The organism is Kribbella sp. NBC_00889 (assembly GCF_045207705.1).
Lineage (GTDB): Bacteria > Actinomycetota > Actinomycetes > Propionibacteriales > Kribbellaceae > Kribbella.
In genome coordinates, this window is record NZ_CP108783.1 from 1,784,001 (window position 1) to 1,805,157 (window position 21,157).

Below are 21,157 nucleotides of genomic sequence, written 5' to 3' on the forward strand. Positions count from 1 at the left end.
CCTTCAGCGGGTCAGGATGCGGGATCTCAGGGCGAGGTCGTCCATTGTCTCCAGGACGTGGAGGCGGGCGACGCGGACCGGGATTCGGAGGGGTTGGAAGGTTGCCACGATCTGGCGGAGCTCGGTGTAGGCGTTGCCGGTGACGTCTGCGGTCAGCTGGAGGTACCCGGCCAGCAGCGGCCGGTCGACGGCAAGTGCGAGGGCGGCTTGTTCGTCGGCCGGTTCGACCGGAAGGTAGATCCGGCCGGTGTTGAACTGCCCGATCCACGGCCCGCGGATGACGAGGTCGATCGGTGCGTCGAGGTTTCGTGGTTCGTCACTGCCGTGCACCAGCGTCGCGTGGACCCGGTCGACCCTCAGCTCGAGTCCGCGCCACCACACCAACTCGGCCAGACTGGAAGCAGCCAGCGCCGAAAGGAACGGCTCTGGGCGTGGATCCGGTAGGGGGACGACCAACGAGCGCGCGGGCGGCCAGAACTCGCCGGGCCCAGGATCCGGCCCGAGCAGATCGCGAGGCCGGTCGGTGAGTAACGGGAGATGCCGCGTCCGATAGCGCTCGTCCAGCCGCAACGAGTCGTGCTCGTCCCACTCGTACTGCTGGCCGGCCAGCACGCTCAACACATCAGGCATCGCGATCCCCCAACCGGCCGAGGAGTCTCTCGAGTCTGGGCCGAATCTCGGTGTCGTCGCCCTGGATCTCGACCAGCTTGTCTCGGCTGGTCGCGCCTCGCACCAGTGTCACGGCCGAACGTCGTACGCCGAACGCCGCCGCGATCGCATCCAAGACGGCCTTCGTCGCCTGACCTTCCACCGCACGGGCCGCCACCGCGACCACCAGGGCCGGGCCGGCCGCACCGTCGTACCGGCCACCGACGGCGGTCCGAGAGGCACCCGGTTTGACCCGCAGCAGAATCCGCATGGCTGAATTCTCGCCCGACGGATCCCTGGTCAGGCACGCCAGCGGTTGGTCAGTTCGTCGTTGGTGGGCGGCGGTCCTGGGAGTTCCGACGCGCCGCCCGGTTGTTCTCCGGACCGATGCATCGCCTCCAGCATCAGGGTGAGGTACCGATGCCGGAGCTGGTTCGTCCGAGCCTCGTCGCCGAACTTGATCGACGTGATCTGTTCGAGGATCACCCCGAAGTCCTCGACGACGATCCCCGGCCGGAGGTGTTCCTTCGTCCGCGTGTAGATGGCTTGGTTCAGCTCAGCCGCCCGGGCGGCGTCCTGCCAGAGGTCGGGCGTCGGGGTGAACGTCCCCGCCAGCCGCTGGGTCAGTGAATTGGTGTCGGCGTCGACCAGCGCGTGCAGGAACGCTCCGAACGCAACCCACGGCTCGCGGTCGTCGGCCAGAGCCTTCTCCGACTCCTCGATGTACCGGGCCAGTCCGTCGCTGCAGAGCTTGCGGAGCAGCTCCTCCTTGCTCGCGTAGCGCCGGTAGAGCGCGCTGATACCGACCCCGGCACGCTCCGCGACCGCGGAGATGGGGGCACCGGGATCGGCGATGAACACCGCCCGGGCCGCGCCCAGGATCACTTCGTCGTTGCGGGCCGCCTGCGCCTGCCGGCCACTCAGAGCTTTCGTCATGTCACCAAGACTACCACTTGAACGGAATGCTCCGTTCCGCTAGAGTTGGAACAGAACAGTTCGTTCCGTTCGAAGCTGGAGCCGATGATGACCGCAGTCGCAGTACTCCCCAGCAGCACAGCAGCAGTCGAGGCCGCCCCGCAGCGCCGGCGCTGGCTCGCCTTCTCCGCGGTCATCACCGCGTCGGTGATGGACCTGCTCGACTCGACCGTGATGAACGTCGCCGCCCCCGGCATCCGCGCCGACCTCGGCGGCTCCTACGCGAGCCTTCAGTGGATGGCCGCCGGGTACACGATGGCTCTGGCTGTCCTGCTCCTCGTCGGCGGCCGCCTCGGTGACATGGTCGGCCGGAAGCAGGCGCTGCTGATCGGCGTCGGCGGGTTCACCGTGATCTCGTTCCTCTGCGGCCTCGCCGTGTCGTCGGACATGCTGATCGCCGCCCGCGTCGCCCAAGGTGCGTTCGCCGCGATCATGTTGCCGCAGGGCTTCGGACTGGCCCGCGACCTGTTCGATCCGGGTGAGCGAGCCAAGGCGTTCGGGTTCTTCGGTCCGGTGATGGGTCTGTCAGCGGTGATCGGCCCGATCATCGGCGGCACGCTGCTCGACGCGGATCTGCTCGGGACCGGCTGGCGAGCGATCTTCCTGGTGAACATCCCGGTCGGCATCTTCACCTTCGTCGTCGCGGCCAAGTACCTGCCGAACACCAGGGCCGCCGACGGCCGCCGGATCTCGCTGGACATTCCTGGGCTGCTGATCGCCGGGGCCGGCCTGGTTGCCCTGGTCTACCCGCTGGTGCAGGGGCACGAGATCGGCTGGCCGCTGTGGTCGAAGGCGCTTCTGGTCGCCTCGGTGCCGGTGCTCGCCGGCTTCGGTGCGTACCAGTCCCGCCGGCAGCGCAGCGGCGCGACCCCGCTGATCGAGCCCGGGCTGCTGCGGAGCCGCTCGTACCTGTCCGGCGTACTGTTCGCGGTGGTCTTCTTCGGTGCGATGGCCGGCACGTTCGTCCTGGGCATGTTCCTCCAGGTCGGCCTCGGCTACACCCCGATCCACGCCAGCCTGGCGATGGCGCCGTGGGCGTTCGGGGCGCTGATCGGTTCTGCGGTCTCCGGGATGGCGATGCAGAAGTACGGCCGGAAGCTGCTGCACATCGGCCTCGCGCTGATGGCGATCGGGCTCACCGGCCTGTACGGCGTACTCGCGCTGACCGGGCTGAACGTCGGGCACTGGGACCTGGTGGTCCCCAACCTGATCGGCGGGGCCGGGATGGGCATGGTCTTCGTCCCGCTGTTCGACATCATCCTGGGCGGCGTCCGCGACGAGGAGGTCGGCTCGGCAACGGGCATGCTGGGTTCGCTGGAGCAGGTGGGGATAGCGCTCGGTATCGCGGTGATCGGGACCATCTTCATGGGCAAGGTCGCCGACGCCGAGCCCGCGACCCGCTCCCTGGCCGCCCTCGACGGCGCCCAGGTGGCGCTGCTGGCAACCCTCGGCGGGATCGCACTCACGTTCGCCGTCGGCTTCCTGCTCCCCAAGACCGCCCGCCCCGGCATAGAGCACTGATCCCCGGCTCAGGTGGTGCGAGGTTGGATCTTGGGGTGCCTCACCGGGGGCTCACTTGGTCTGGGGTTACTCCGGTCCACTCGAGCAGAGCGGCGAGGTCGAAGGGCAGGTGCTCGGGTTGGGCCGCGGCGGGCGCGTGCAGTGCGCGAGCCGCTGCGGTGATCCCGAAGGTCGTCGTACGGAATCTCAACTCCAGTTCGGGGTCGTCGTTCGGCTCGCAGAGGAAGACCTCGAGGCCGTCGGGATAGACGATCACGGGGGAATCGGAGATCGCGCACATGCGGACCAGCCGTTCGTGGGTCGGCTCGAACATCATGCCGTCGCGGGGGATCTCTCGCAGTCCGGCCAGATAGCGCTGAACTGCCTGGGCCGTCGCGATCGTGATGAGCCTGGTGAAGCTGGTGATGATGTCGGGGTCGGTGCGTGTCGAGAGCTGCCGCTGCTGCCACTCGTCGACCTCGTTCAGCGCGACGTCGATCTCTCTGCGGCGGTCCGGCGGAACATCGACGAAACCGGGCCGGATGTCGCCGTACGCCGCGATGACGGCCTCGACGAGTTGCCGTGAGGTCGGATCGGGGACACCGTTGCGATGGAACGCCTTGGCGAGCAGAGGAAATCGCTGCAGCCCGAGGGCGAAGCGCGCATACGGTACGGCGGACTCGAGGTAGTCAGGAGGTGGCGGTACGCCGTACACGTGCGTCAACGGGCAGGCGAGTGCCCAGTCGGAGAGCCGCAGGAGCGAGTCGTTGTCGGCGTCGCTGCGCGCGACGGTGGCAAGCTCTTGGAGGGTGCGGTAGACGTCGACGTGATTCGTCGCGACGTACTCGTCGAGCCACCTTCGGGCGCGTTTGCGGGACACGCCGCGAAGCAGCTCGACGGCGAAGGTGCTCGCATGACTCTCGAGGATGTTCTGCGTGCTGGTCAGCTTCTCCGGACGGCCGCTCGCATCATAGAGACCTTCCGACCCGAAGGTTCCGAACGTCCCGAAGTGCAGTGGGCTTGCGTCGTCGAGTGCGGCGCGGGCGACGCGCAGTGCATCGTAGAGTTCGCCGATCGGGTGGCCCAGGGGCTGCCCGAGGAGGTATCGCTGGGTCGACTCGACGGCACGGATCGCCGTGAGGTGGCGTGCCGCTTCCGCGTCAGCGGGAAGGTCTCCGGTGAGCCATGGCGTGGGGACCCGCAGGGACGCGTCGCTTGCGAGCAGGCGCAGTAGTTCGAGGGTGTGGAGCACCTGCACATGGCAGCCGACGCGGTACACCATGCCGACCGCGGTCAGCGACCACTGCGCGCGATGCACGAACTCGTCCAGCAAGCCGGCCATCGGCGTAGCCATGTCGGCCGAGGTCACGGACAGTTCGATGTACGGGAAGGCGTCGGGGATGCGGTGCGTGAAGGAGAGGTGGTCGGTCCGAGGGGAGTAGCGACCACGCAGATCCTTGTCGACCTCGTCAGTCATCGTCGTCGGCACGGCATCGGCACAGCTTCGACAGACCCTTCTTGACCAGCAGCGTCGCCACCGTGCCGGCGGGGATACCGCCCAGCACCGTGACGATGACGTCCGCCACGGCCGCGGTGAGGGTCAGCGTGTCGCCGAAGTTGGACGACTTCTTCTTTGCGCAGTAGTTCCACTCGTCGCAGATCCGATGACGGAGGGGTTCCTCGAGGCGGTCGAAGGTACGGCGACCTGTCTCGCGCGCCTCGACCGGCGAGAACATCACGTCGGCGTTGGCGGGATCGGACCGCGCCAGCGCGATGTAGAGCTGGTCCTCGTCGAGCAGCAGCAACTCGCCGAGCTCGTCCTCAAGCGCGGTCATGTCGGAGTCAAACACGCCAGGATCTGCGAGCACAATCCCACGGCTCCGCGCCGTACAAGTCAGTGCGGGAGTACGTCGGGGAAGCCGAAGGTCGTGACCAGCGTAGGGTCGTGGAACTTGATGACTGCGGAGATGCCGGTGGGGGTGGGGGCCAGTACGACGGCGCCGTCGGCTCGGAGTGTGCCGTCCGGGGTCCGGTGGTACACGGCGGCGGCCGGCTGGCCGTTGGCGGTGGTCGCGATCATCCGCCAGTCGCCGGGTGCGCCCAGCACGTACGCGTCGAGTATGTGGATGCACGTCGCCCGGCCCGACTGCCAGTCGCGGAACGGCGTCGCCTCCAGCGTGGCGTCCGCGCGCAGTACCTGTTCCAGCAGGCCGGCATCGGAGCGCTCGAAGGCCGCGATGTAGCCGTCGAGCAGTGCGCGTGCGCGTTGGTCGGTCGGTTCGAGCAGTTCCGCGGGCTCCGGCTGCAACTCGTCCAGTCGGGCGCGGCCGCGCTGCAGACCGCTCTTGACCGCTGCGACGGTGGTGTCGAGAACCTCCGCCGTGTCCGCGGCTGAGAACGCCAGTACGTCGCGCAGGATGAGGATCGCCCGTTGACGAGCGGGCAGGTGCTGCAGACTGGCGATGAGCGCGAGCCGCACCGACTCGCGCGCGACGACGACGTCGGCAGGATCGTCGGCGGGCGGGGCGATCCACTGGTCCGGCAACGGTTCCAGCCAGGAGACCTCACCCGGCGCAACGAGACTCGGTTCGCGATCCGGTCCGTCGTACGGGCCGGCCAGACCCGAGGGCAGCACCCGGATCGGGCGCGGCTTCAGCGCTCTCAGGCAGACGTTGGTGGCGATCTTGTAGAGCCACGACCGGATCGACGCCCGGCCTTCGAAGCCGGCGTACGACCGCCACGCCCGCAGATAGGTCTCCTGCACCAGGTCCTCGGCGTCGTGCGCGGAGCCGACCATGCGATAGCAGTGCGCCAGCAACTCCCGGCGGAACCGTGCGGTCTCGGCGGTGAATCTGTCGTGATCCGCTGTCGCGTGCGGATGCGATCTCACGCCGCGAGCCTAGCCATCGAATGTCGCACTCTCAGGGCAGCAGGGCCAGCTTGCCCACGGTTGCCCTGGCTTCCAGTTCCGCGAGCGCTTTCGGGCCGTCGGACAGTTCGTACGCCGTGGGCCGGCCGGGCGGTAACACGCCGGCGGCGATCAGCGCGGACAGCTCGCCCATGACCTCGCCGAAGACTTGCGGTGCGGCCTCGATCAGTACGCCGAGGTTGAAGCCGATGATGTGGACTTGGTGTTTGTACACCAGCTCCCAGTTGGTGATCGCCGCCTCGCCGCCCGGCAGACCAGACACGATGACCCGGCCGGTGACCCGCTTGGCTGCGGCCAAGCTGGCCTCGAAGGTGGCGCCGCCCGCCGACTCCAGCACCAGATCGGCGCCATTACCGTCGGTCAGCTGCAGCACCTCGGCAGCGAGGTCGGTGCCGAGAGAATCCAGGACGTGGTCGGCACCGGCTGCCAGCACCGTCTCATGCTTGCTCGGCGAGGCGGTCGCTATGACCGTCGCACCATAGTGCTTGGCCATCGTGACCGCGGCCTGGCCGGTCGCGCCCGCGGCGGCGTGGATCAGCACGGTCTGCCCTGCGGTGATGCCGCCTAGGGGCTTGAGTGCGGCCAGCGCGGTCGGCCAGTTCACGACGAGGCCCAGCGCCTGCTGCTCCGTCCAGCCGGCGGGCAATGGCATCGCCGCCGCCGCGGGGAGCACCATGTACTCGGCGAAAGCGCCGCTGCCGACGCCGACCACGCGAGTCCCCGGCGTCGGGCCGGTCACAGCATTGCCCACGGCAACAACCTCCCCGGCGGCCTCGAAACCGGCCAGGTATGGCGGCCGCGGACCGTCCAGGAAGGTGCCGTGGGCCCTCGAGATGTCGGCGAAGTTGACGCCCGCGGCGGCGACGCGGATCAGGACCTCGCCCCGGCCTGGGCTCGGCACTGGAGCGTCGGTGATCAGGCGCATGTCCTGCGGGCCGTTGAGGGATGTCTGCTGCAGCGCGTGCATGGTCGCGGGAGCCTTTCGTTCGGCGTACATGAGAGAGGCCTGCGCCTCCCACCATGTAGATCCCGGTCACCGCACAAAGGAATCGATCGTGCCTGATCCTACTGGTCTGGCCATCAGCTCCGGCGCCCACGAGTGCCTTGGATTGTATGATTCTGCCCATGGAACGGAGCGCTGCGTTCGACTCCCAAGGCGCCGGCCGCGCCCGCCGACTGGCTGAGCTCGTCGATCTCATCGCCAGGCACGCTCGTCCCGACCAGACCACGCGGATCGACGGCGTCCTTGCGTCCGCGGAGACACGAGTCGGGGAGCCGACCCCGTCTCGATCCGGGACCGTGATGGCGTTGATCGCCCAAGGCGCGAAGCGGATCGCGTTAGGCGACCGCACGTACGAGTACCGCCAAGGGCAGTACCTCGTCGCGTCCGTGGACCTACCGATCACCGGCCACTACGTCGAGGCTTCGGCGGCGACACCGGCCCTTGGTTTCGGACTCGTCATCCGTCCCTCGGTCGTTGCGACGCTCTTGCTGGAGGCTTCTCGAAGGCCGAGTCAGCGGCCGGCCGTGGCGGCCCTCGGAGTCGCCGACGCCAGTGAAGCCATGATCGACGCCGCCGTACGCATGCTGACGCTGATCGAGCGTCCGGCTGATCGTGATGTCCTCGCGCCGATGATCGAGCGGGAGATCCTGTGGTATCTCCTCAACGGCCCGATGGGACCGGCGATGCGGCAGATCGCGATGACCGACAGTGGACTGACGCAGATCAGCCGCGCGGTTCGATGGATCACCGACAACTACGCTCAGCCGCTGCGGGTGCAGGAACTGGCCGGCATGTGTGGAATGAGTGTGTCGTCGTTCCATCGAAACTTCCTGGCCGTCACTGCCTTCAGTCCGCTCCAGTTCCAGAAGCAGGTGCGGCTGCAGCAGTCCCGGTTGCTCTTGCTGTCCGGTGCGGGAGACGTCGCCACCACTGGATTCCGGGTGGGATATGACAGCGCATCGCAGTTCAGCCGCGAGTACCGACGCCATTTCGGCCTGCCGCCCGGACGCGACGCCGCCCGCCTCCGAGCGTTGGCAGAAGCATCAGCGCCGCCGGTTCAGCGGGGTTGGAAGGCTCGGCGGTAGGCGAGGGGCGACATGTTCACTCGACGGGTGAAGTGATGGCGCAGGTTGATAGCGGTGCCGAATCCACAGTGTCTGGCGATGTCCTCGATCGACAGGGCTGTGGTTTCGAGGAGTTCCTGGGCGTGGCGTACGCGCTGGGTGAGTAGCCATTGCAGTGGCGTCGTACCGGTCTCCTCGCGGAAGTGGCGGTTGAGCGTACGCGGACTCATGGCCGCCTGCTGCGCGATGTCGGACAGCGTCAGCGGCTCACCGAGACGGTCCCGCACCCACCGCATGGTCGGCTCCAGCGAACCACTGGCGCCGGTGGGGTCCCGATGGACGATGAACTGTGATTGGTCGCCGTCGCGCTGAGGTGCGATCACCACATGGCGGGCAGCGTCGGCTGCGACCGCCGCGCCGAAGTCGTTGCGCACCATGTGGATACACAGGTCGAGTCCGGTCGCTGCCCCGGCCGACGTCAGCACATCGCCGTCGTCGACGAACAACACGTTCGGGTCGACCTCGACCCGCGGGAAGCGTTCGGCGAATCTCGCGGCCGAGGTCCAGTGCGTCGTCGCCCGCCGTCCGTCGAGCAGCCCTGCGGCCGCCAGGATGAAAGCGCCACAGCAGATCGAGGCGATCCTGGTACCGCGGCCGTGCGCCTGCCGAAGGACATCGAGTACTTCGATGGACGGTTCCATGTCCGTGCGTGCGCCCGGCACGATCACTGTGTCGGCGGTCAGTACGGCGGACAGGTCGTACGGCGCGGTCATCCGGAACATCTCCACCCCGCCGCGACCGCACACCACGAGGTCAGGTCGCTCCCCGCACACGATCACGTCGTACAGCGGATCGCCGAACACCGCCCCGGCCGGTTTGTCATGGGAGTGGGCGGTCCCGAACACCTGGCCGGGGATCGCAAGCTCGAGGCTCTTCACGTGGTTGACGGCAACGACCGCGATCCGATGCATGGCGACAATCTATCGGAGGTGGGCATTCTTGCCACTGTCGAGCTATGCCGAGCGTCGCGACGATGATCTGCGTGCTCATCGTCATCCAACTCGTCGTGTACGTCGTCGCCGTCCTGTGGTTGGTCCTGTTCGGTTGGGTTGCCGATCAGCTGTCACGTCCGGCAGACCACCTCCGACAGTTCAGCCGCCCAGAACGGTGAGGGGCCTCCTGTGCTGTGCGGTGGAGCGGAGGAGGAGGTGCAGGGAGCTGTGGTTGGCCAGGCCGCCGAGGGCGCCGAGGGCTCGGAACGTCAGGGTGATGTCCACGACGGTCGGAGCGTTGAAGCGGACCCGGAAGCCGCCCTCCTGGCGTGGTTCACCCGTGAGTTCGTGGAGGGGAAGGTCCAGTTCGACACCGGGCACCGGGTCGCTCTCGATCGCGAGCTGACCCGTCACGTAGCCCTGGTTGACGATGGTGACGTCGATCGTGTGCCAGTCGCCCGCGGTCAGACTCGCCACCCGGGTTGCGGTCCGGGCGACGTTCACCCGGGCCTCCGGGTTGATCGCGACCGAGATCGGCGCCGCGGTGTCGACCGGGCCGCAACAACCGGCTGCCTCGCCGTGAATCATCAGTCCACCTCGCATTCGTCCCGACGGGTCAGGTAGGCGGCCTGCGCGGCGTCGTACGCCTGCCGCGCTTCGGCTCGCTCGCTCTCGCGGATGAAGCCGGACTTCGCCTTCCACAGGGCGTCGACCGAGTCGTGCAGCCACTGCGCGCTGCGACGCGAGGCCCGGATCGGCCGGCCCGCGATCTCGACGAAGATCGGCTGGGTGTGCACGCTGCGCAGGATCCGTAGCGCCACCCAGGACGAACGTTCCAGCGGTACGTCGAACTCGACCGCCTGCTCGTTGCCGTCGGCAAGCACCTCCTGGGACCCGACCGGTACGCCGTTCACCAGCACCTCGACCAGCACGGTGCGAGTCTGGCCGATCCGGGCGCGCTCGATGTGCCAGCCGACCGGTGCGCTGTACGCCGGCTGGCCGGCCGCCGGAGCCGCGGGCGGCTGCTCGGGCAACCACGCCGCGACCATCGCGCTGACCCGGACCGGTCCTGACGCATCGACGCTACGCTCCCGCGCCGTGTCGCCATCGACGGCGAAGTCGTACACATGGCTGCGGCCGTCGCCGAAGTACGACGCGCCTTCCTTCAAACCACCGAGCCACGCCTCCAGGGCCTGATCGCCCTGCGGCGGCTCGGGCAGCTGGACGTACGTACGCCCGACGCCCGGGCCGTCGTCATAGATGCAGGGGTAGTCGGTCTCGCCGAGCATCAGAGTGCGGTAGCCGACGTTCAGCAGGTGGTACCAGACGTTCATCTCAGCGGCGGGGGAGAACTCGGCGCCGCACTGGAAGTCGGCGGCACCGAGCGGTACGTCGACGATGATCTCGTTGGAGCCGATCGACTGGAACTCCGGGATGATGTAGTTCGGCAGGTCCTCCGTGCCGACCGCGAGGCCGAGCCCGCAGTGCGCGTACCCGACCATCGCGTTCTGCGCGTGACCCCAGCGCATCACCGGGAGGTTCCACGACGGCCAGTCCTCGATCAGCTTGGTGCCGGGATAGTCCTGGTCGGTGAGACCGAGCAGGATGACGTGACCGGAGTGGCTGGACGGGAAGCCCGACACCTCGAGGTCGTACCGGAGCAGGCTCTGGCCGTCGTGGTCGGTGTCCTGCGGATCCCAGGTCATGCCTTGCGCCCGCTGCATGTCGGGGTACTCGAGCTCGGCGCGCGGGCTGATCGACGAGCCGCTGAAGAACTGCTTCTGGTGGTAGTAGCACGGTCCCCAGGTGAGCACGCTGCCCATCCACAGCCCTTCGCCACGCACGTGCCGGATCATCGTCTCCGGGTTGACGCCCTCGGACGGCACGCTGTAGTGCGAGCAGCCGCCGGCGTGGATGTGCGGGTCGCCGGAGTAGTAGCCGCGGGTGGCCGGATCGGCCCAGCGATCCAGCTCGATCGTGACCGCCTCGGTGTCGGCCTCCACGTCGACCTCGACGCGGACTTCGCGGTACTCCGGTCCGCGGCGTGCGGAGATCTCGTACTGACCGGCAGGGAGCGTGATCACCTCGCCGGTCGCCCGGTAGACGTGTTCGTGGAAGAACATGTCGGGAGCCAGCCGCATCGCCTTCGACGGGTACGCCCGCCGCTGCGAGTCGCGGACGGTCAGCGCCGCCACGCAACTGCTGCCGTCGGGCTCCCGAATGTCGAACCGGACGTCGCGGGCCGGCAGGCAGTCGAACTCGATCGCCGCGCCGTACTGGCGGCTCTCGAACCCCATCCGCTGGCCGGCCTTCGCGAACGGCGGCCGGGTCAGGCTCTCCGTCGCCTCCTCCACGGCCAGGATGAAGGCAAGCTCGCCGCGACGGCTCCCGCCATCGCGGCTGTACAGACTCATGACCTTGTACTCGACGTCCAGCCCCGACACGTCGGTCGGACCGGCGAGCTTCGCCTGGAGCCAGCTGCTCTCGATCCGCGGCACGACGGTCAACGTGTCGTGCAGCGTGATCCGCGCGGCGTGGCTGTGATGGTCGACCAGTCCGAGTACGCCGCCCGGACCGCCGGCCAGGTCGCCCAGCAGGCGATGCGGGTTCACGACCCGGACCAGGAAGCTGCGCCACCCGTGCTGGACCAGTCGCGGTGGCGCCGCGCCCGGCGTGCTCGCCGTGTAGCCCCGCTCGTCGATCTCCACGTCGACCAGGACGTACGGCCGCAGCAGCTCCTCGACCGCGGCGGACCGCACGGTATCGGTCTGCGAGTCGTCCGCCAGCTTGGCCAACCGGCCGGCGAGGTCTTCTGGGAGCGGTTCACCGATGTCGCGCAGTTTCTCGACGGCTCGGGTCGCGGACGCATGCAACGGTTGGAACACGAGGCCTCCTCATGGTGCACCGGACTTCGACCCTATGGTCGAACGCCTGCCTCGTCATCTCCTTTGTTCGGCCGGGGGCAACCGCGGCCGACCGATCACTTCGACTGATCGTTTTCTGGTCGCCGCTCGACGGCGGTCCTAGCGTCGGCCCGGATCTGGCTGGTTCTCCAACCGTGCTGTGAATCGAGGGATGAATGCCCGAGCCACTCGCTGATGTCCGGCTGCGCGACTTCGCGCCGGTCTCGATGATGACCACCGCAACGACCGCCGTGACCGATCCGGCCGCGCCGATCGTCGACGTACACAACCATCTCGGACGCCGTAACACCGGAGTCTGGCGGGCGCCCGATCCGGACGCCCTGATCAAGACGATGGACGAGGCGGGCGTGGCAACCATCGTCAACCTCGACGGTGAATGGACCGATGAGCTCGAGGCGAATCTCGATCGGTACGACCGTCGGTACCCCGGCCGCTTCGTGACCTTCGCACGCCTGGACTGGAGCGACACGGCGGCACCCGGCTGGGGCGACCGGATGGGTGCCTCGCTGACCGACTCGGTACGCCGTGGCGCGGCAGGACTCAAGCTCTGGAAGGACATCGGCCTCCGGATTCGCGACGAGAACTCCGAGCTGATCTTCCTCGATGATCAACGGCTCGAACCGCTCTGGGACGCGCTGGCCGAGTCGGGTGTGCCGGCCCTGATCCACACCGCCGACCCGGCGGCCTTCTTCCAGCCACTCGATCGTCACAACGAACGGCTCGAGGAGCTGCTGCGCCATCCCGACTGGCACTTCCACGGGCCTGAGTTCCCGCCGCTGCAGCGGCTACTGGACGCGCTCGAGGCCGTCATCGCCGCCCACCCGCAGGTGCGCTTCATCGGTGCCCATGTCGGCTGCCTCGCGGAGAACCTCGACTGGGTCGAGCAAATGCTCGACCGCTACCCGAACTACCGCGTCGACCTCGCCGCGCGGATCGCCGAGCTCGGTCGCCAACCACGACGTACCAGGACCCTGATCGAGCGCCATCCCGACCGCGTCCTGCTCGGCACCGACTGCGCGCCGCCCGAGGTCGCCGACTACCGGATGTACCTGCGCTTCCTGGCCAGCGCGGACGAGGGGTTCGCGTATTCGTCGATCGAACCGCCGCCGAACGGGCGCTGGACGATTTCGGGCCTCGGGTTGCCGGACGAGCTGGCCGCGCGGGTCGAAGGCGACAACGCCCGCGCGTTCATCCCGGCGCTCGCGCAAGCCCCGGCGGGGAACAGCGATGGCGGACTGTGACCTGATCATCCTCGGCGGCGGCATCGTCGGAGCGAGCGCCGCGTTGGCCGGCGTACGAAAGGGCGCGCGGGTCGCGCTCGTCGACGCCGGCCTGGCCGGTCGTGCGACCGATGCCGGCGCGGGCATCGTGTCGCCGGTGGCGCTCGATCGTGGCGAGCAGCGCCCCGACTGGACGTCGGTGATCACCGAATGCGTCGGCTACTACCGCAGTCTCCTGGCCGAGCTGGACGCGGTCGATCCGGCCGGAGCCGGCTCTGCGACGTTCGAGCAGGTCGGCGAATTGGTGGTGGCCGGCAACAATCCGCACGAGCAGGCGGCCCTCGACGCGGTGACCGAACGCCTGTCTCGTCCAGAGGGGCGTCGAGCGCATGGCGTCACCAAGCCGGTCGAGACGGTCGACGGCGCAGACCTTCGCAAGTACTGGCCGGAACTGCGCGGCGATCTGCGCGGAATCTTCATCGCCGAGGTCGGCCGGGTCGTCGGTTCGCGACTGCACGACCGGCTGATGACGGCGGCGCGCCGGCGCGCTCAGGTCCGGTCCGACGGTGCCCGACTCGAGGTGATCCCCGGCACCGGGATGCTGGACTCGCAGCATCCGGTACCGCGGGTCCGCGTCGGTCACCGCGTGATCGAGGGGCGGGCCGTGCTGCTCGCCACCGGTGCCTGGGCGGGCGCAGACCTGGCCGCGTTCGGCGTACGGGTCGACATCCGGCCGATCCGTGGGCAGCTCGTGCACCTGCGACTCGACGGCCAGCAGACGGGCATGCGACCGGTGGTCAACACACCTGGTGCCGGCTATCTGCTCGGTTTCGACGACCGCATCGTCGTTGGCGCGACCCACGAAGACGTCGGCTTCGACGCCCGCGTCACGGCCGGCGGACAGCAGTCCGTCCTGAATGCCGCACTGAACCTGGCGCCCGGTCTCTCCGACGCCACGGTCCTGGAGACCAGGGTCGGCCTGCGGCCGGCCACCAGCGACGGTCTGCCCTTGGTCGGGGCGGTAGCGCCGGCCATCCACGTCGCCACCGGCCTGGGGGCGTGGGGCCTGACGCTCGGGCCCTTGCTCGGCGACCTGGCGGCCCGGCACGCACTCGGCGACCAGATGCCGGCCCGCCTCGACTTCCTCAGCCCAGGCCGCCCACTCATGAAGGAGTCCGCATGAAGCGTCTACTGAGTCTGTTGCTCGTCCCACTGTTGTTCGCCGCGGCCGCCTGCTCGGGATCCTCCGAGTCCGGCGGCGACAGCGACGAGCAGGTCACGCTTACCTACGCCGTCTGGGACCAGGCCCAGGCGGCTGCCATGAAGCAGATCATCCAGGAGTTCCACACCCAGCACCCGAACATCGACGTACAGATCCAGGTGACGCCCTGGGAGAGCTACTGGACGAAGCTGCAGACCAGCGTCACCGCGGGCAGCGGCCCCGATGTCTTCTGGATGACCATGGTGTACGCCCAGTACTACGCCATCGGCGGTGGCATCGCTCCGCTCGACGATCAGGTCAAGAAGTCGAAGCTGGACACGAGCGTGTACGTGCCGGCCGTCACCAAGGCCTACACGGTCGACGGCAAGCTGTACGGCATCCCGAAGGACGTCAACGGCTTCGGGCTCTGCTACAACAAGAAGCTCTTCGACGCCGCCGGGGTGAAGCACCCGGACGCGTCCTGGAAGTGGACCGACGTGATCGCCGCGGCCCAGAAGCTGACCAACCAGAAGAAGGGCGTCTACGGGTTCGTCGCACCGGAAGCCGACGAGCTGAGCTGGTACCTGACCGTGCCGCAGGTCGGCGGGCAGGTGATCTCACCCGACGGCAAGAGCTCCGGGTACGACCAGGAGGCGACGATCCAGGGCATCCAGTTCTGGACCGACATGATCACGAAGTACCACGTCTCGCCGACGTTGCAGCAGACCACCGACACCGATCCGCTCGCGATGCTCACCTCCGGGAAGGTCGCGATGAGGTACTGCGGATCCTGGGAGCCCGAGGAGATCGCCGCCGTCCCGTACGGCAAGGCCAACATCGGCATCGCGCCGTTGCCTGCCGGTCCGACCGGGAAGCGGGACTACTACAGCAACGGGCTGGCGAACAGCATCTCGGCCAAGACCAAGCATCCCGAGCAGGCGTGGCAGTTCCTGCAGTTCCTCGGATCCGAACGGGCCGCCGAGATCCAGGCGAAGACCGGCACCGTCATCCCGGCGTACCAGGGGCACGCCGACGCGTACGCCAAGGCGATGCCGGAGTTCGACCTGCAGGTCTTCGTCGATCATCTGAAGTACGCCCAGCCGTTCCCCGCCTCGACCGACACCTCCGTCTGGCGCGACGAGGTGACCAAGCAGTTCGCCGAGGCCTGGACGGGCAAGACCCCGGCCGGTGACGTCTCCCGCCGTGTGGCGGAGACGATGAACAGCGCGCTGTCGAAGGAGAAGAAGTGAGCAGTCAGGGCACCGCGACAGCGCCACCCGATGTGCTGACCGGCGGTGAGACCGGTCGGCGGGCCGGCCCGGCTCGCCGCCGGCGGCCGCGACCGCCGACCCGGGACAGCGGCTGGTGGGCGTTGATGTTGCTGCTGCCGGCCGCCGCGGGACTCGCCGTCTTCGAGATCTGGCCGACGTTCCAGACGATCTACTACTCCTTCACCAGTTGGGGCGCCTTCGGCGGGCACGCCTGGTCGGGGCTGGAGAACTACCGCACGCTGATCGCCGACTCCGACGTCTTCCATGCCATCGTCAACACGGCGATCATCACCGCGATCACGCTGCTCGCGGTGCCGCTGTCGGCGATCGTGGCGGCACTGCTCAGTCTCCCCGGGATGCGCGGCGTCACCATCTACCGCACGCTGTACTTCCTGCCGGTGGTCACGTTGCCGGCCGCGGTCGCCCTGACCTGGAAGTGGCTCTTCAACGGGGACTACGGCCTGATCAACTGGCTGCTGTCCAAGATCGGCATCGACGGTCCGCACTGGCTCTCCGACCCCGCCACCGCGATCTTCGCGATCAGCATCGTCGGAGTCTGGGGGTCGATCGGCTACAACATGGTGATCTTCCTGTCCGGCATCCGCGGCATCCCGGTCGACTACTACGAGGCCGCCGAGCTGGACGGTGCCGGCCGGCTGGCGCAGTTCTTCCACGTCACGGTTCCGCTGCTGACGCCGTCGATCTTCTTCGTCACGGTGATCACGGTGATCAACTCGCTGCAGGCGTTCGACCTGATCTATCTGATGGTGGGCCAGCAGTCTCCGGCGATCGAAAGGACCGAGACGCTGGTCTACCTCTTCTACCAGCGCGGGTTCGCCGAGCACGACGGAGGTTACGCGGCGGCGATCGGCGTACTGCTGCTCATCGCGACCCTGATCCTGACCGCGGCGCAGTTCCGGCTGCAGAAGAGGTGGGTGCACTATGGCTGACTCGATTCAGCTGACAGCCCGGCGAGGCCGCAGGCGTTCTCGGCCGCGGCACCCGATCGCGCATCTGGTGCTGTGCCTCGGTGCGATCTTCATGGTCGGGCCGTTCCTCTGGCAGCTCTCGACCTCGCTACAGACCTTCGGCGAGTCGGTGAGCGTGCCGCCGACGTTCCTGCCGCACTCACCGCAGTGGTCGAACGTGACGACGGTCTTCAGCGCCTTGCCGTTCGGCCGGGAGTTGATGAACACGACGCTGATGACCATCGCGCGGACCGTCGGCCAGGTGCTGTTCAGTTCGCTGGCCGGCTTCGCCTTCGCCCGGATGCGGTTCCGCGGCAACGCCGTACTGTTCGCGATCTTTCTGTCGGTGACGATGGTTCCGTACCAGGTGTTCCTGCTGCCGCAGTACCAGATCATGCAGGGTCTGGGACTGCTGAACACACTGACGGCCTTGTTCCTGCCGGGCATGTTCAGTGCGTTCGGTACCTTCCTCATGCGGCAGTTCTTCCGGCAGATCCCGATGGAGATCGAGGAGGCCGCGCGGATCGACGGTGCGAACATCCTGCAGATCTTCTGGCGGATCATGCTGCCGATGAGTGCTCCCGGGATGATCGCGCTCGGCGTACTGGTGATCATCTGGTCCTGGAACGACCTGCTCTGGCCGCTGGTGGTCAACTCGGATCCCCGGCAGATGCCGGTCTCCGCGGGGCTGGCCAGTCTGCAGGGGCAGTACACGACGAACTTCCCGGTGCTGATGGCCGGATCGCTGCTGGCGAGCCTGCCGGTGATCATCGTGTTCATCGTCTTCCAGCGTCACCTGATGAGCGGCATCGCCTTCTCCGGGGTGAAGGGCTGAGCGGCGTCAGCTGAGCGTGAGCGAGATGTCGGCGGAGATCCGGGCGATATGCACCGTGACGCCCAGTCCGGTGAGCCGGGCGAGTTCGTCCGGATCCGCCGACGGATCGGTGACCAGGATGTCGATCTCCGACGCGTCGGCGACCTTGGCCACGGTCGTCTGACCGACCTTGGAACCGTCGGCCACCACCATCAGCCGGTGCGCATGGGTCACCATGGCGTGATTCGTGCGCGCCTCGGTGTGGTCGTGGGTGGTGACGCCGTGGGCGGCGCTGACGCCGTCGGCGCCGAGAATGGCCAGGTTGACGTTGATCCCGTTGAAGGCGTTCTCCGCCAGACTGCCGACCAGCTCGAACGAGCTCGCCCGGATCACTCCACCGGTCATGATCACCTGCAGGTTCGGCCGCGCCGCCACCGCCGCCGCGGTGGTGAGCGCGTTCGTCACGATGGTCAGTCGCTGCCGGTGACCGAGCTCCCGGGCGACCTCGGCAGTCGTCGATCCGCCACCGATCGCCACGGCGAGCGGCCTGTCGGTCGGCAGCAGGGCAGCAGCCGTCACGGCGATCGCGTGCTTGGCCAGCGGGGACTTCGTGTCCCGCAGCCGGACCGGCAGTTCGGGCCCCGTGTTGGCCCGGGCACCGCCGCGGGTCCGGGAGACAAGGCCCTGGTCCTGTAGATGGGTCATGTCCCGGCGCAGCGTCGCCGGTGACACGTGGAGCTCGCCACACAGGGCGCCGACGGACATCGCGCCGCGCGTGGTCAGCAGGTCGAGGATCTCGGCCAGCCGTTGAGTACGGCGGGGAGAGGGGGCGGACGGTTGCCAGGAGTGGTGCGCGGGGAGGGCTGCCGTACTCATGACGATCACCTCGTTCCGGCCTGGACGGCGGGATGGATCGCCTCAGTGTGAGGGACCGCGCACGCGCCGTCGCGGTTTCGCTCAATCAGGGTGAGCGCTAGCGATCAAAGGGCTTGCCTGCCAGGTAGACGGTGTGGACGGTGAGGTCTTCCGAGAGGAGAACGAGGTCGGCGGACCGGCCGATGGCGATGGTGCCGCGGTCGCGCCAGCCGTACTGGCGGGCGGCGTTGGTGGAGACGAGCGGGGCGGCTTGTGGGGGAGTCAGGTGGAGGAGGCGTACGACGTTGGCCAGTGCGTCGGACAGGAAGTGGACCGAGCCGGCGAGGGTGCCGGTGCCGCGGAGTTTGGCGATGCCGTGGTGGACGGTGACGTGGCGGTCGGCGTACGAGTAATCGCCGTCTCCGAGGCCGGTCGCGGCCATGGCGTCGGTGACGAGGATCGAGCGGTCCGGGCCTGCGGTTCGGGTCGCGACGGTCAGGGCTTCGGGGGACAGGTGGGTGCCGTCGGCAATCAATTCGCAGGCGACACGGTCGTCCAGGAGGGCGACGCCGACCGGGCCGGGGTGGCGGTGGGTCATGGTGGGCATCGCGTTGAAGAGGTGGGTCGCCGTACGGGCGCCGGCGTCGAAGGCCTGGCGGGTGTGGGATCCGTCGTCGTCGGTGTGACCTACGGCGAAGGTGATCTGCTCGTGGTGGCGGTGGATGAGGTCGATGGCGCCCGGGAGTTCGGGGGCGATGGTCATCGAGACGGCCAGGCCGTCGGCCGCGTCGATCAGGTCGGCGAACACCTGCTCGTCGGGGGTGAGGAGGGCGGACTCGGTCTGTGCGCCGCGGCGCTTCGGTGAAAGGAACGGGCCTTCGAAGTGGATGCCTCGAATGTTCGGTGCCTGGTTGGTGGCGACGGCTCGAGCGATGGCGGTGGCCGCGGCGAGCATCCGATCGAGCCGCATGGTGGCGACCGAGGCGATCAGCGTGGTGGTGCCCTGCGCGAGGTGAGTACTGGCGGCCTGGATGACGTCATCGGTGTTGCCGGAGTACAAGGCAGCTCCGCCACCCCCGTGGCAATGCGTGTCGACAAAGCCGGGCAACACCCACCGTCCCCCGGCATCAACCACTCCCTGCCCCGGCTCAACCTCCCCGCCCGTGACGCCGGCAGAGCCGGCGTCACGGGCGGGTGTTACGAGCGGCCGGCCGGCGTCGTGCGGTGGTTCTCCGGGGCCGAGGGCGGTGATGTGGCCGTGCTCGATCTGCAGCCAGCCCTCGAGGAGGGTCGGCGTGCAGATGCGGGCGTTGGCCACGGTGATCATGAGCCGAGTAGCCGCCGGGTGGCCGCTTCGGCGCAGACGCGGGCGCTGCCGAAGGTTTGGATCCAGCCGGCGAAGCCCGAGTAGTCCGTGCCCGGGACGCCCATGTCGACGACGATCATGTCCGGGTGCTGGCCCTGCAGCTCCCCGATCAGCTTCTCCTGCCAGTCGAACCGGTGAGCGCCGCGAACCATCAGCACCACCTGACTGTCCGCGCCGTACTCAGACCGGAACTCGCCGACCCCCGCCCGAGCCATCCCAGGCCCGTTGTACGTCTGCCCCGACAACCCGATGCTCTCGACAACCTTCCCGGCGTCCCGCAGCAGCTTCTCCACGCCCCAGCCAGACGAGCCGGCCGCGGGGGAGTGCGTCGGCTCCAGCCGGATGATCAGTACGGCGTCACTCCGCAGTACCGGATCCCCATGAGCTACCACCACCTGCTCGGCAAGCCGCCCACCGAGTGCGTCGTCCCGCAAACCGACGTCCGCCTTGGGCCGAGTCCCGAGCCGAGCCAGTCGATCGTTGGCACTCTGCAACCGCTCCAACGGCAGCCTTCCACTCTCGACGGCTTCGACCAACGCAGCAGCCGCCACGTCCACGTCGTCGAGGAACGCCCACGATCCAAGGCACAGCGCGTCGGCTCCGGCCTCGATCGCCCGTACGGCGGCCTCTGGCAACGGCGCCACGTCGGCGATCCCGTACATCTCCAACGCATCGGTGATCACCACCCCGTCGTACCCGAGCTCTCCGCGCAGGATGTCGGTGAGCAGCACCTTGCTGATCGTCGCCGGTACGTCGTCCAGCTGCGGAACCAGGTCGTGCGACACCATGATGCTGTCGACCCCGGCCTCGATCGCGGCGCGGAACGGATCGAGGTAGCTCGCCAGCAACTCCTCCCGGGAGACGTCGACAAGCGGCGTCGCCAGATGCGCGTCGGTCCCGCTCATGCCGTGGCCCGGGTAGTGCTTGGCACATGCACTGACCCCGGCTGCCTGCAGGCCTTCCACCCAGGCGGCCGTGTGCCGGCTGACCAGGTCGCGGTCCGCTCCGAAGCAGCGGATCCCGTTCGGGCTCAGCGGGTTGACGGCCGCGTCCACCGCCGGCGCCAGGTCCCAGTCGACCCCGGCCTCGACCAGCGACAGGCCGATCTGGAACGCGGCCTGCCGGGTCAGCTCGACGTCGTTCAGCTCACCGAGCGCCCGGTTGCCGGGCATCGAGAAGCCGCCGAGGTTCGCCAGCCGGCTGACATCACCGCCTTCCTCGTCGATCGACAGCAGGACGTGGTCACGCAGACCGTGCAGCTCGGCGGCCAACGTCTGGAACTGCGAGCCGTCGATGATGTCTCTGCCGAAGATCACGAAACCGCCGAGGCCGGCCTCGATCCTCGGCCCGACCCAGTTGGGGACTTCGGGCCGGCCGAGTGCGGGGAACAGCACACCATGGGCGAGCCGGTCGAGCTCTGAACTCAC

The 21,157-nt window shown here is 68.4% G+C and carries 21 protein-coding genes; 8 read left to right on the forward strand and 13 right to left on the reverse strand.

Annotated elements, in window-relative coordinates:
* Positions 1-3 precede the first annotated feature (3 nt).
* Genes OG817_RS08745 through OG817_RS08755 form a run of 3 tightly spaced genes read right to left on the reverse strand, consistent with a single transcriptional unit; the run spans position 4 to position 1,584 of the window.
* Complete coding sequence (locus OG817_RS08745) at positions 4-630, reverse strand: hypothetical protein (protein ID WP_406053197.1); 627 nt, start codon at positions 628-630, stop codon at positions 4-6.
* The gene (locus tag OG817_RS08750; RefSeq protein ID WP_406053198.1) at positions 623-919 is read right to left on the reverse strand and encodes a DUF167 domain-containing protein; all 297 of its coding nucleotides are present in this window, start codon (positions 917-919) and stop codon (positions 623-625) included. The genes OG817_RS08745 and OG817_RS08750 overlap by 8 nt, the downstream gene beginning before the upstream one ends.
* Positions 920-948: 29 nt before the next feature.
* Positions 949-1,584, reverse strand: coding sequence for a TetR/AcrR family transcriptional regulator (locus tag OG817_RS08755; protein ID WP_406053199.1), 636 nt, complete (start codon positions 1,582-1,584; stop codon positions 949-951).
* An 84-nt stretch (positions 1,585-1,668) separates the two neighbouring features.
* On the opposite strand from OG817_RS08755, the gene OG817_RS08760 reads away from it, so the two are divergent.
* Positions 1,669-3,144 (forward strand): MFS transporter, encoded by a 1,476-nt coding sequence (locus OG817_RS08760; protein ID WP_406053200.1) that lies wholly within the window; start codon positions 1,669-1,671, stop codon positions 3,142-3,144.
* 40 nt (positions 3,145-3,184) lie between these two features.
* Here the strand turns inward: OG817_RS08760 and OG817_RS08765 are convergent, their stop codons facing one another.
* From OG817_RS08765 to OG817_RS08780, 4 genes are read right to left on the reverse strand one after another with little or no spacing between them, the layout of a single operon-like run.
* Positions 3,185-4,600, reverse strand: coding sequence for a hypothetical protein (locus OG817_RS08765; RefSeq protein ID WP_406053201.1), 1,416 nt, complete (start codon positions 4,598-4,600; stop codon positions 3,185-3,187).
* Positions 4,593-4,958 (reverse strand): hypothetical protein, encoded by a 366-nt coding sequence (locus OG817_RS08770; protein ID WP_396393055.1) that lies wholly within the window; start codon positions 4,956-4,958, stop codon positions 4,593-4,595. The genes OG817_RS08765 and OG817_RS08770 overlap by 8 nt, the downstream gene beginning before the upstream one ends.
* A 59-nt stretch (positions 4,959-5,017) precedes the next feature.
* Positions 5,018-6,013, reverse strand: coding sequence for a sigma-70 family RNA polymerase sigma factor (locus tag OG817_RS08775; RefSeq protein WP_406053202.1), 996 nt, complete (start codon positions 6,011-6,013; stop codon positions 5,018-5,020).
* A 31-nt stretch (positions 6,014-6,044) separates the two neighbouring features.
* Positions 6,045-7,049, reverse strand: a complete 1,005-nt coding sequence (locus tag OG817_RS08780) for a zinc-binding dehydrogenase (RefSeq protein ID WP_406053203.1) — start codon at positions 7,047-7,049, stop codon at positions 6,045-6,047.
* Between the two features lie 128 nt (positions 7,050-7,177).
* Here OG817_RS08780 and OG817_RS08785 point away from each other — a divergent pair, with 128 nt between their 5' ends.
* Positions 7,178-8,140, forward strand: coding sequence for an AraC family transcriptional regulator N-terminal domain-containing protein (locus tag OG817_RS08785; RefSeq protein ID WP_406053204.1), 963 nt, complete (start codon positions 7,178-7,180; stop codon positions 8,138-8,140).
* On the opposite strand, the gene OG817_RS08790 is transcribed toward OG817_RS08785, so the two are convergent.
* A complete protein-coding gene (locus OG817_RS08790) occupies positions 8,113-9,090 on the reverse strand; it encodes a GlxA family transcriptional regulator (protein ID WP_406053205.1) in 978 nt (325 codons plus the stop codon). The two genes, OG817_RS08785 and OG817_RS08790, sit on opposite strands and share 28 nt — an antisense overlap.
* A gap of 44 nt (positions 9,091-9,134) precedes the next feature.
* On the opposite strand from OG817_RS08790, the gene OG817_RS08795 reads away from it, so the two are divergent.
* Positions 9,135-9,290: a hypothetical protein gene (locus tag OG817_RS08795; protein WP_406053206.1), complete on the forward strand. Its 156-nt coding sequence runs from the start codon at positions 9,135-9,137 to the stop codon at positions 9,288-9,290.
* Here the strand turns inward: OG817_RS08795 and OG817_RS08800 are convergent.
* Positions 9,271-9,699, reverse strand: a complete 429-nt coding sequence (locus OG817_RS08800; RefSeq protein ID WP_396393061.1) for a hypothetical protein — start codon at positions 9,697-9,699, stop codon at positions 9,271-9,273. The genes OG817_RS08795 and OG817_RS08800 overlap by 20 nt on opposite strands.
* Positions 9,699-11,996, reverse strand: coding sequence for a CehA/McbA family metallohydrolase (locus OG817_RS08805; protein WP_406053207.1), 2,298 nt, complete (start codon positions 11,994-11,996; stop codon positions 9,699-9,701). The genes OG817_RS08800 and OG817_RS08805 overlap by 1 nt, the downstream gene beginning before the upstream one ends.
* Positions 11,997-12,190: 194 nt before the next feature.
* Between OG817_RS08805 and OG817_RS08810 the strand changes: the two genes are divergently transcribed.
* From OG817_RS08810 to OG817_RS08830, 5 genes are read left to right on the forward strand one after another with little or no spacing between them, the layout of a single operon-like run.
* Positions 12,191-13,276: an amidohydrolase family protein gene (locus OG817_RS08810; RefSeq protein WP_406053208.1), complete on the forward strand. Its 1,086-nt coding sequence runs from the start codon at positions 12,191-12,193 to the stop codon at positions 13,274-13,276.
* The gene (locus tag OG817_RS08815) at positions 13,263-14,438 is read left to right on the forward strand and encodes an NAD(P)/FAD-dependent oxidoreductase (RefSeq protein WP_406053209.1); all 1,176 of its coding nucleotides are present in this window, start codon (positions 13,263-13,265) and stop codon (positions 14,436-14,438) included. Before OG817_RS08810 ends, OG817_RS08815 begins: the two co-directional genes overlap by 14 nt.
* Entirely contained in the window at positions 14,435-15,706 is a 1,272-nt protein-coding gene (locus OG817_RS08820) for an ABC transporter substrate-binding protein (RefSeq protein WP_406053210.1), read from the forward strand. Before OG817_RS08815 ends, OG817_RS08820 begins: the two co-directional genes overlap by 4 nt.
* The gene (locus OG817_RS08825) at positions 15,703-16,677 is read left to right on the forward strand and encodes a sugar ABC transporter permease (RefSeq protein ID WP_360448248.1); all 975 of its coding nucleotides are present in this window, start codon (positions 15,703-15,705) and stop codon (positions 16,675-16,677) included. The genes OG817_RS08820 and OG817_RS08825 overlap by 4 nt, the downstream gene beginning before the upstream one ends.
* On the forward strand, positions 16,670-17,530 hold the full coding sequence (locus OG817_RS08830; RefSeq protein WP_360448247.1) for a carbohydrate ABC transporter permease: 861 nt from the start codon (positions 16,670-16,672) through the stop codon (positions 17,528-17,530). Before OG817_RS08825 ends, OG817_RS08830 begins: the two co-directional genes overlap by 8 nt.
* A gap of 6 nt (positions 17,531-17,536) precedes the next feature.
* On the opposite strand, the gene OG817_RS08835 is transcribed toward OG817_RS08830, so the two are convergent.
* From OG817_RS08835 to OG817_RS08845, 3 genes are all read right to left on the reverse strand, one after another.
* Positions 17,537-18,385 carry a DeoR/GlpR family DNA-binding transcription regulator gene (locus OG817_RS08835; protein ID WP_406053211.1) on the reverse strand — a complete coding sequence of 283 codons (849 nt, stop codon included), beginning with the start codon at positions 18,383-18,385 and terminating at the stop codon, positions 17,537-17,539.
* 97 nt (positions 18,386-18,482) lie between these two features.
* Positions 18,483-19,691, reverse strand: coding sequence for an N-acetylglucosamine-6-phosphate deacetylase (gene nagA, locus OG817_RS08840; protein ID WP_406053212.1), 1,209 nt, complete (start codon positions 19,689-19,691; stop codon positions 18,483-18,485).
* Positions 19,688-21,157 (reverse strand): glycoside hydrolase family 3 protein, encoded by a 1,470-nt coding sequence (locus OG817_RS08845; protein ID WP_406053213.1) that lies wholly within the window; start codon positions 21,155-21,157, stop codon positions 19,688-19,690. Before OG817_RS08845 ends, nagA begins: the two co-directional genes overlap by 4 nt.

Coding starts and splice junctions, on each gene's coding strand:
- OG817_RS08770 (WP_396393055.1), bottom strand. CDS start 4,958: ATGACCGCGCTTGAGGACGAGCTCGGCGAGTTGCTGCTGCTCGACGAG.
- OG817_RS08820 (WP_406053210.1), top strand. CDS start 14,435: ATGAAGCGTCTACTGAGTCTGTTGCTCGTCCCACTGTTGTTCGCCGCG.
- OG817_RS08765 (WP_406053201.1), bottom strand. CDS start 4,600: ATGACTGACGAGGTCGACAAGGATCTGCGTGGTCGCTACTCCCCTCGG.
- OG817_RS08790 (WP_406053205.1), bottom strand. CDS start 9,090: ATGCATCGGATCGCGGTCGTTGCCGTCAACCACGTGAAGAGCCTCGAG.
- OG817_RS08810 (WP_406053208.1), top strand. CDS start 12,191: ATGCCCGAGCCACTCGCTGATGTCCGGCTGCGCGACTTCGCGCCGGTC.
- OG817_RS08785 (WP_406053204.1), top strand. CDS start 7,178: ATGGAACGGAGCGCTGCGTTCGACTCCCAAGGCGCCGGCCGCGCCCGC.
- OG817_RS08750 (WP_406053198.1), bottom strand. CDS start 919: ATGCGGATTCTGCTGCGGGTCAAACCGGGTGCCTCTCGGACCGCCGTC.
- OG817_RS08755 (WP_406053199.1), bottom strand. CDS start 1,584: ATGACGAAAGCTCTGAGTGGCCGGCAGGCGCAGGCGGCCCGCAACGAC.
- OG817_RS08795 (WP_406053206.1), top strand. CDS start 9,135: ATGCCGAGCGTCGCGACGATGATCTGCGTGCTCATCGTCATCCAACTC.
- OG817_RS08760 (WP_406053200.1), top strand. CDS start 1,669: ATGATGACCGCAGTCGCAGTACTCCCCAGCAGCACAGCAGCAGTCGAG.
- OG817_RS08835 (WP_406053211.1), bottom strand. CDS start 18,385: ATGAGTACGGCAGCCCTCCCCGCGCACCACTCCTGGCAACCGTCCGCC.
- OG817_RS08800 (WP_396393061.1), bottom strand. CDS start 9,699: ATGATTCACGGCGAGGCAGCCGGTTGTTGCGGCCCGGTCGACACCGCG.
- OG817_RS08830 (WP_360448247.1), top strand. CDS start 16,670: ATGGCTGACTCGATTCAGCTGACAGCCCGGCGAGGCCGCAGGCGTTCT.
- OG817_RS08780 (WP_406053203.1), bottom strand. CDS start 7,049: ATGTACGCCGAACGAAAGGCTCCCGCGACCATGCACGCGCTGCAGCAG.
- OG817_RS08815 (WP_406053209.1), top strand. CDS start 13,263: ATGGCGGACTGTGACCTGATCATCCTCGGCGGCGGCATCGTCGGAGCG.
- OG817_RS08745 (WP_406053197.1), bottom strand. CDS start 630: ATGCCTGATGTGTTGAGCGTGCTGGCCGGCCAGCAGTACGAGTGGGAC.
- nagA (WP_406053212.1), bottom strand. CDS start 19,691: ATGATCACCGTGGCCAACGCCCGCATCTGCACGCCGACCCTCCTCGAG.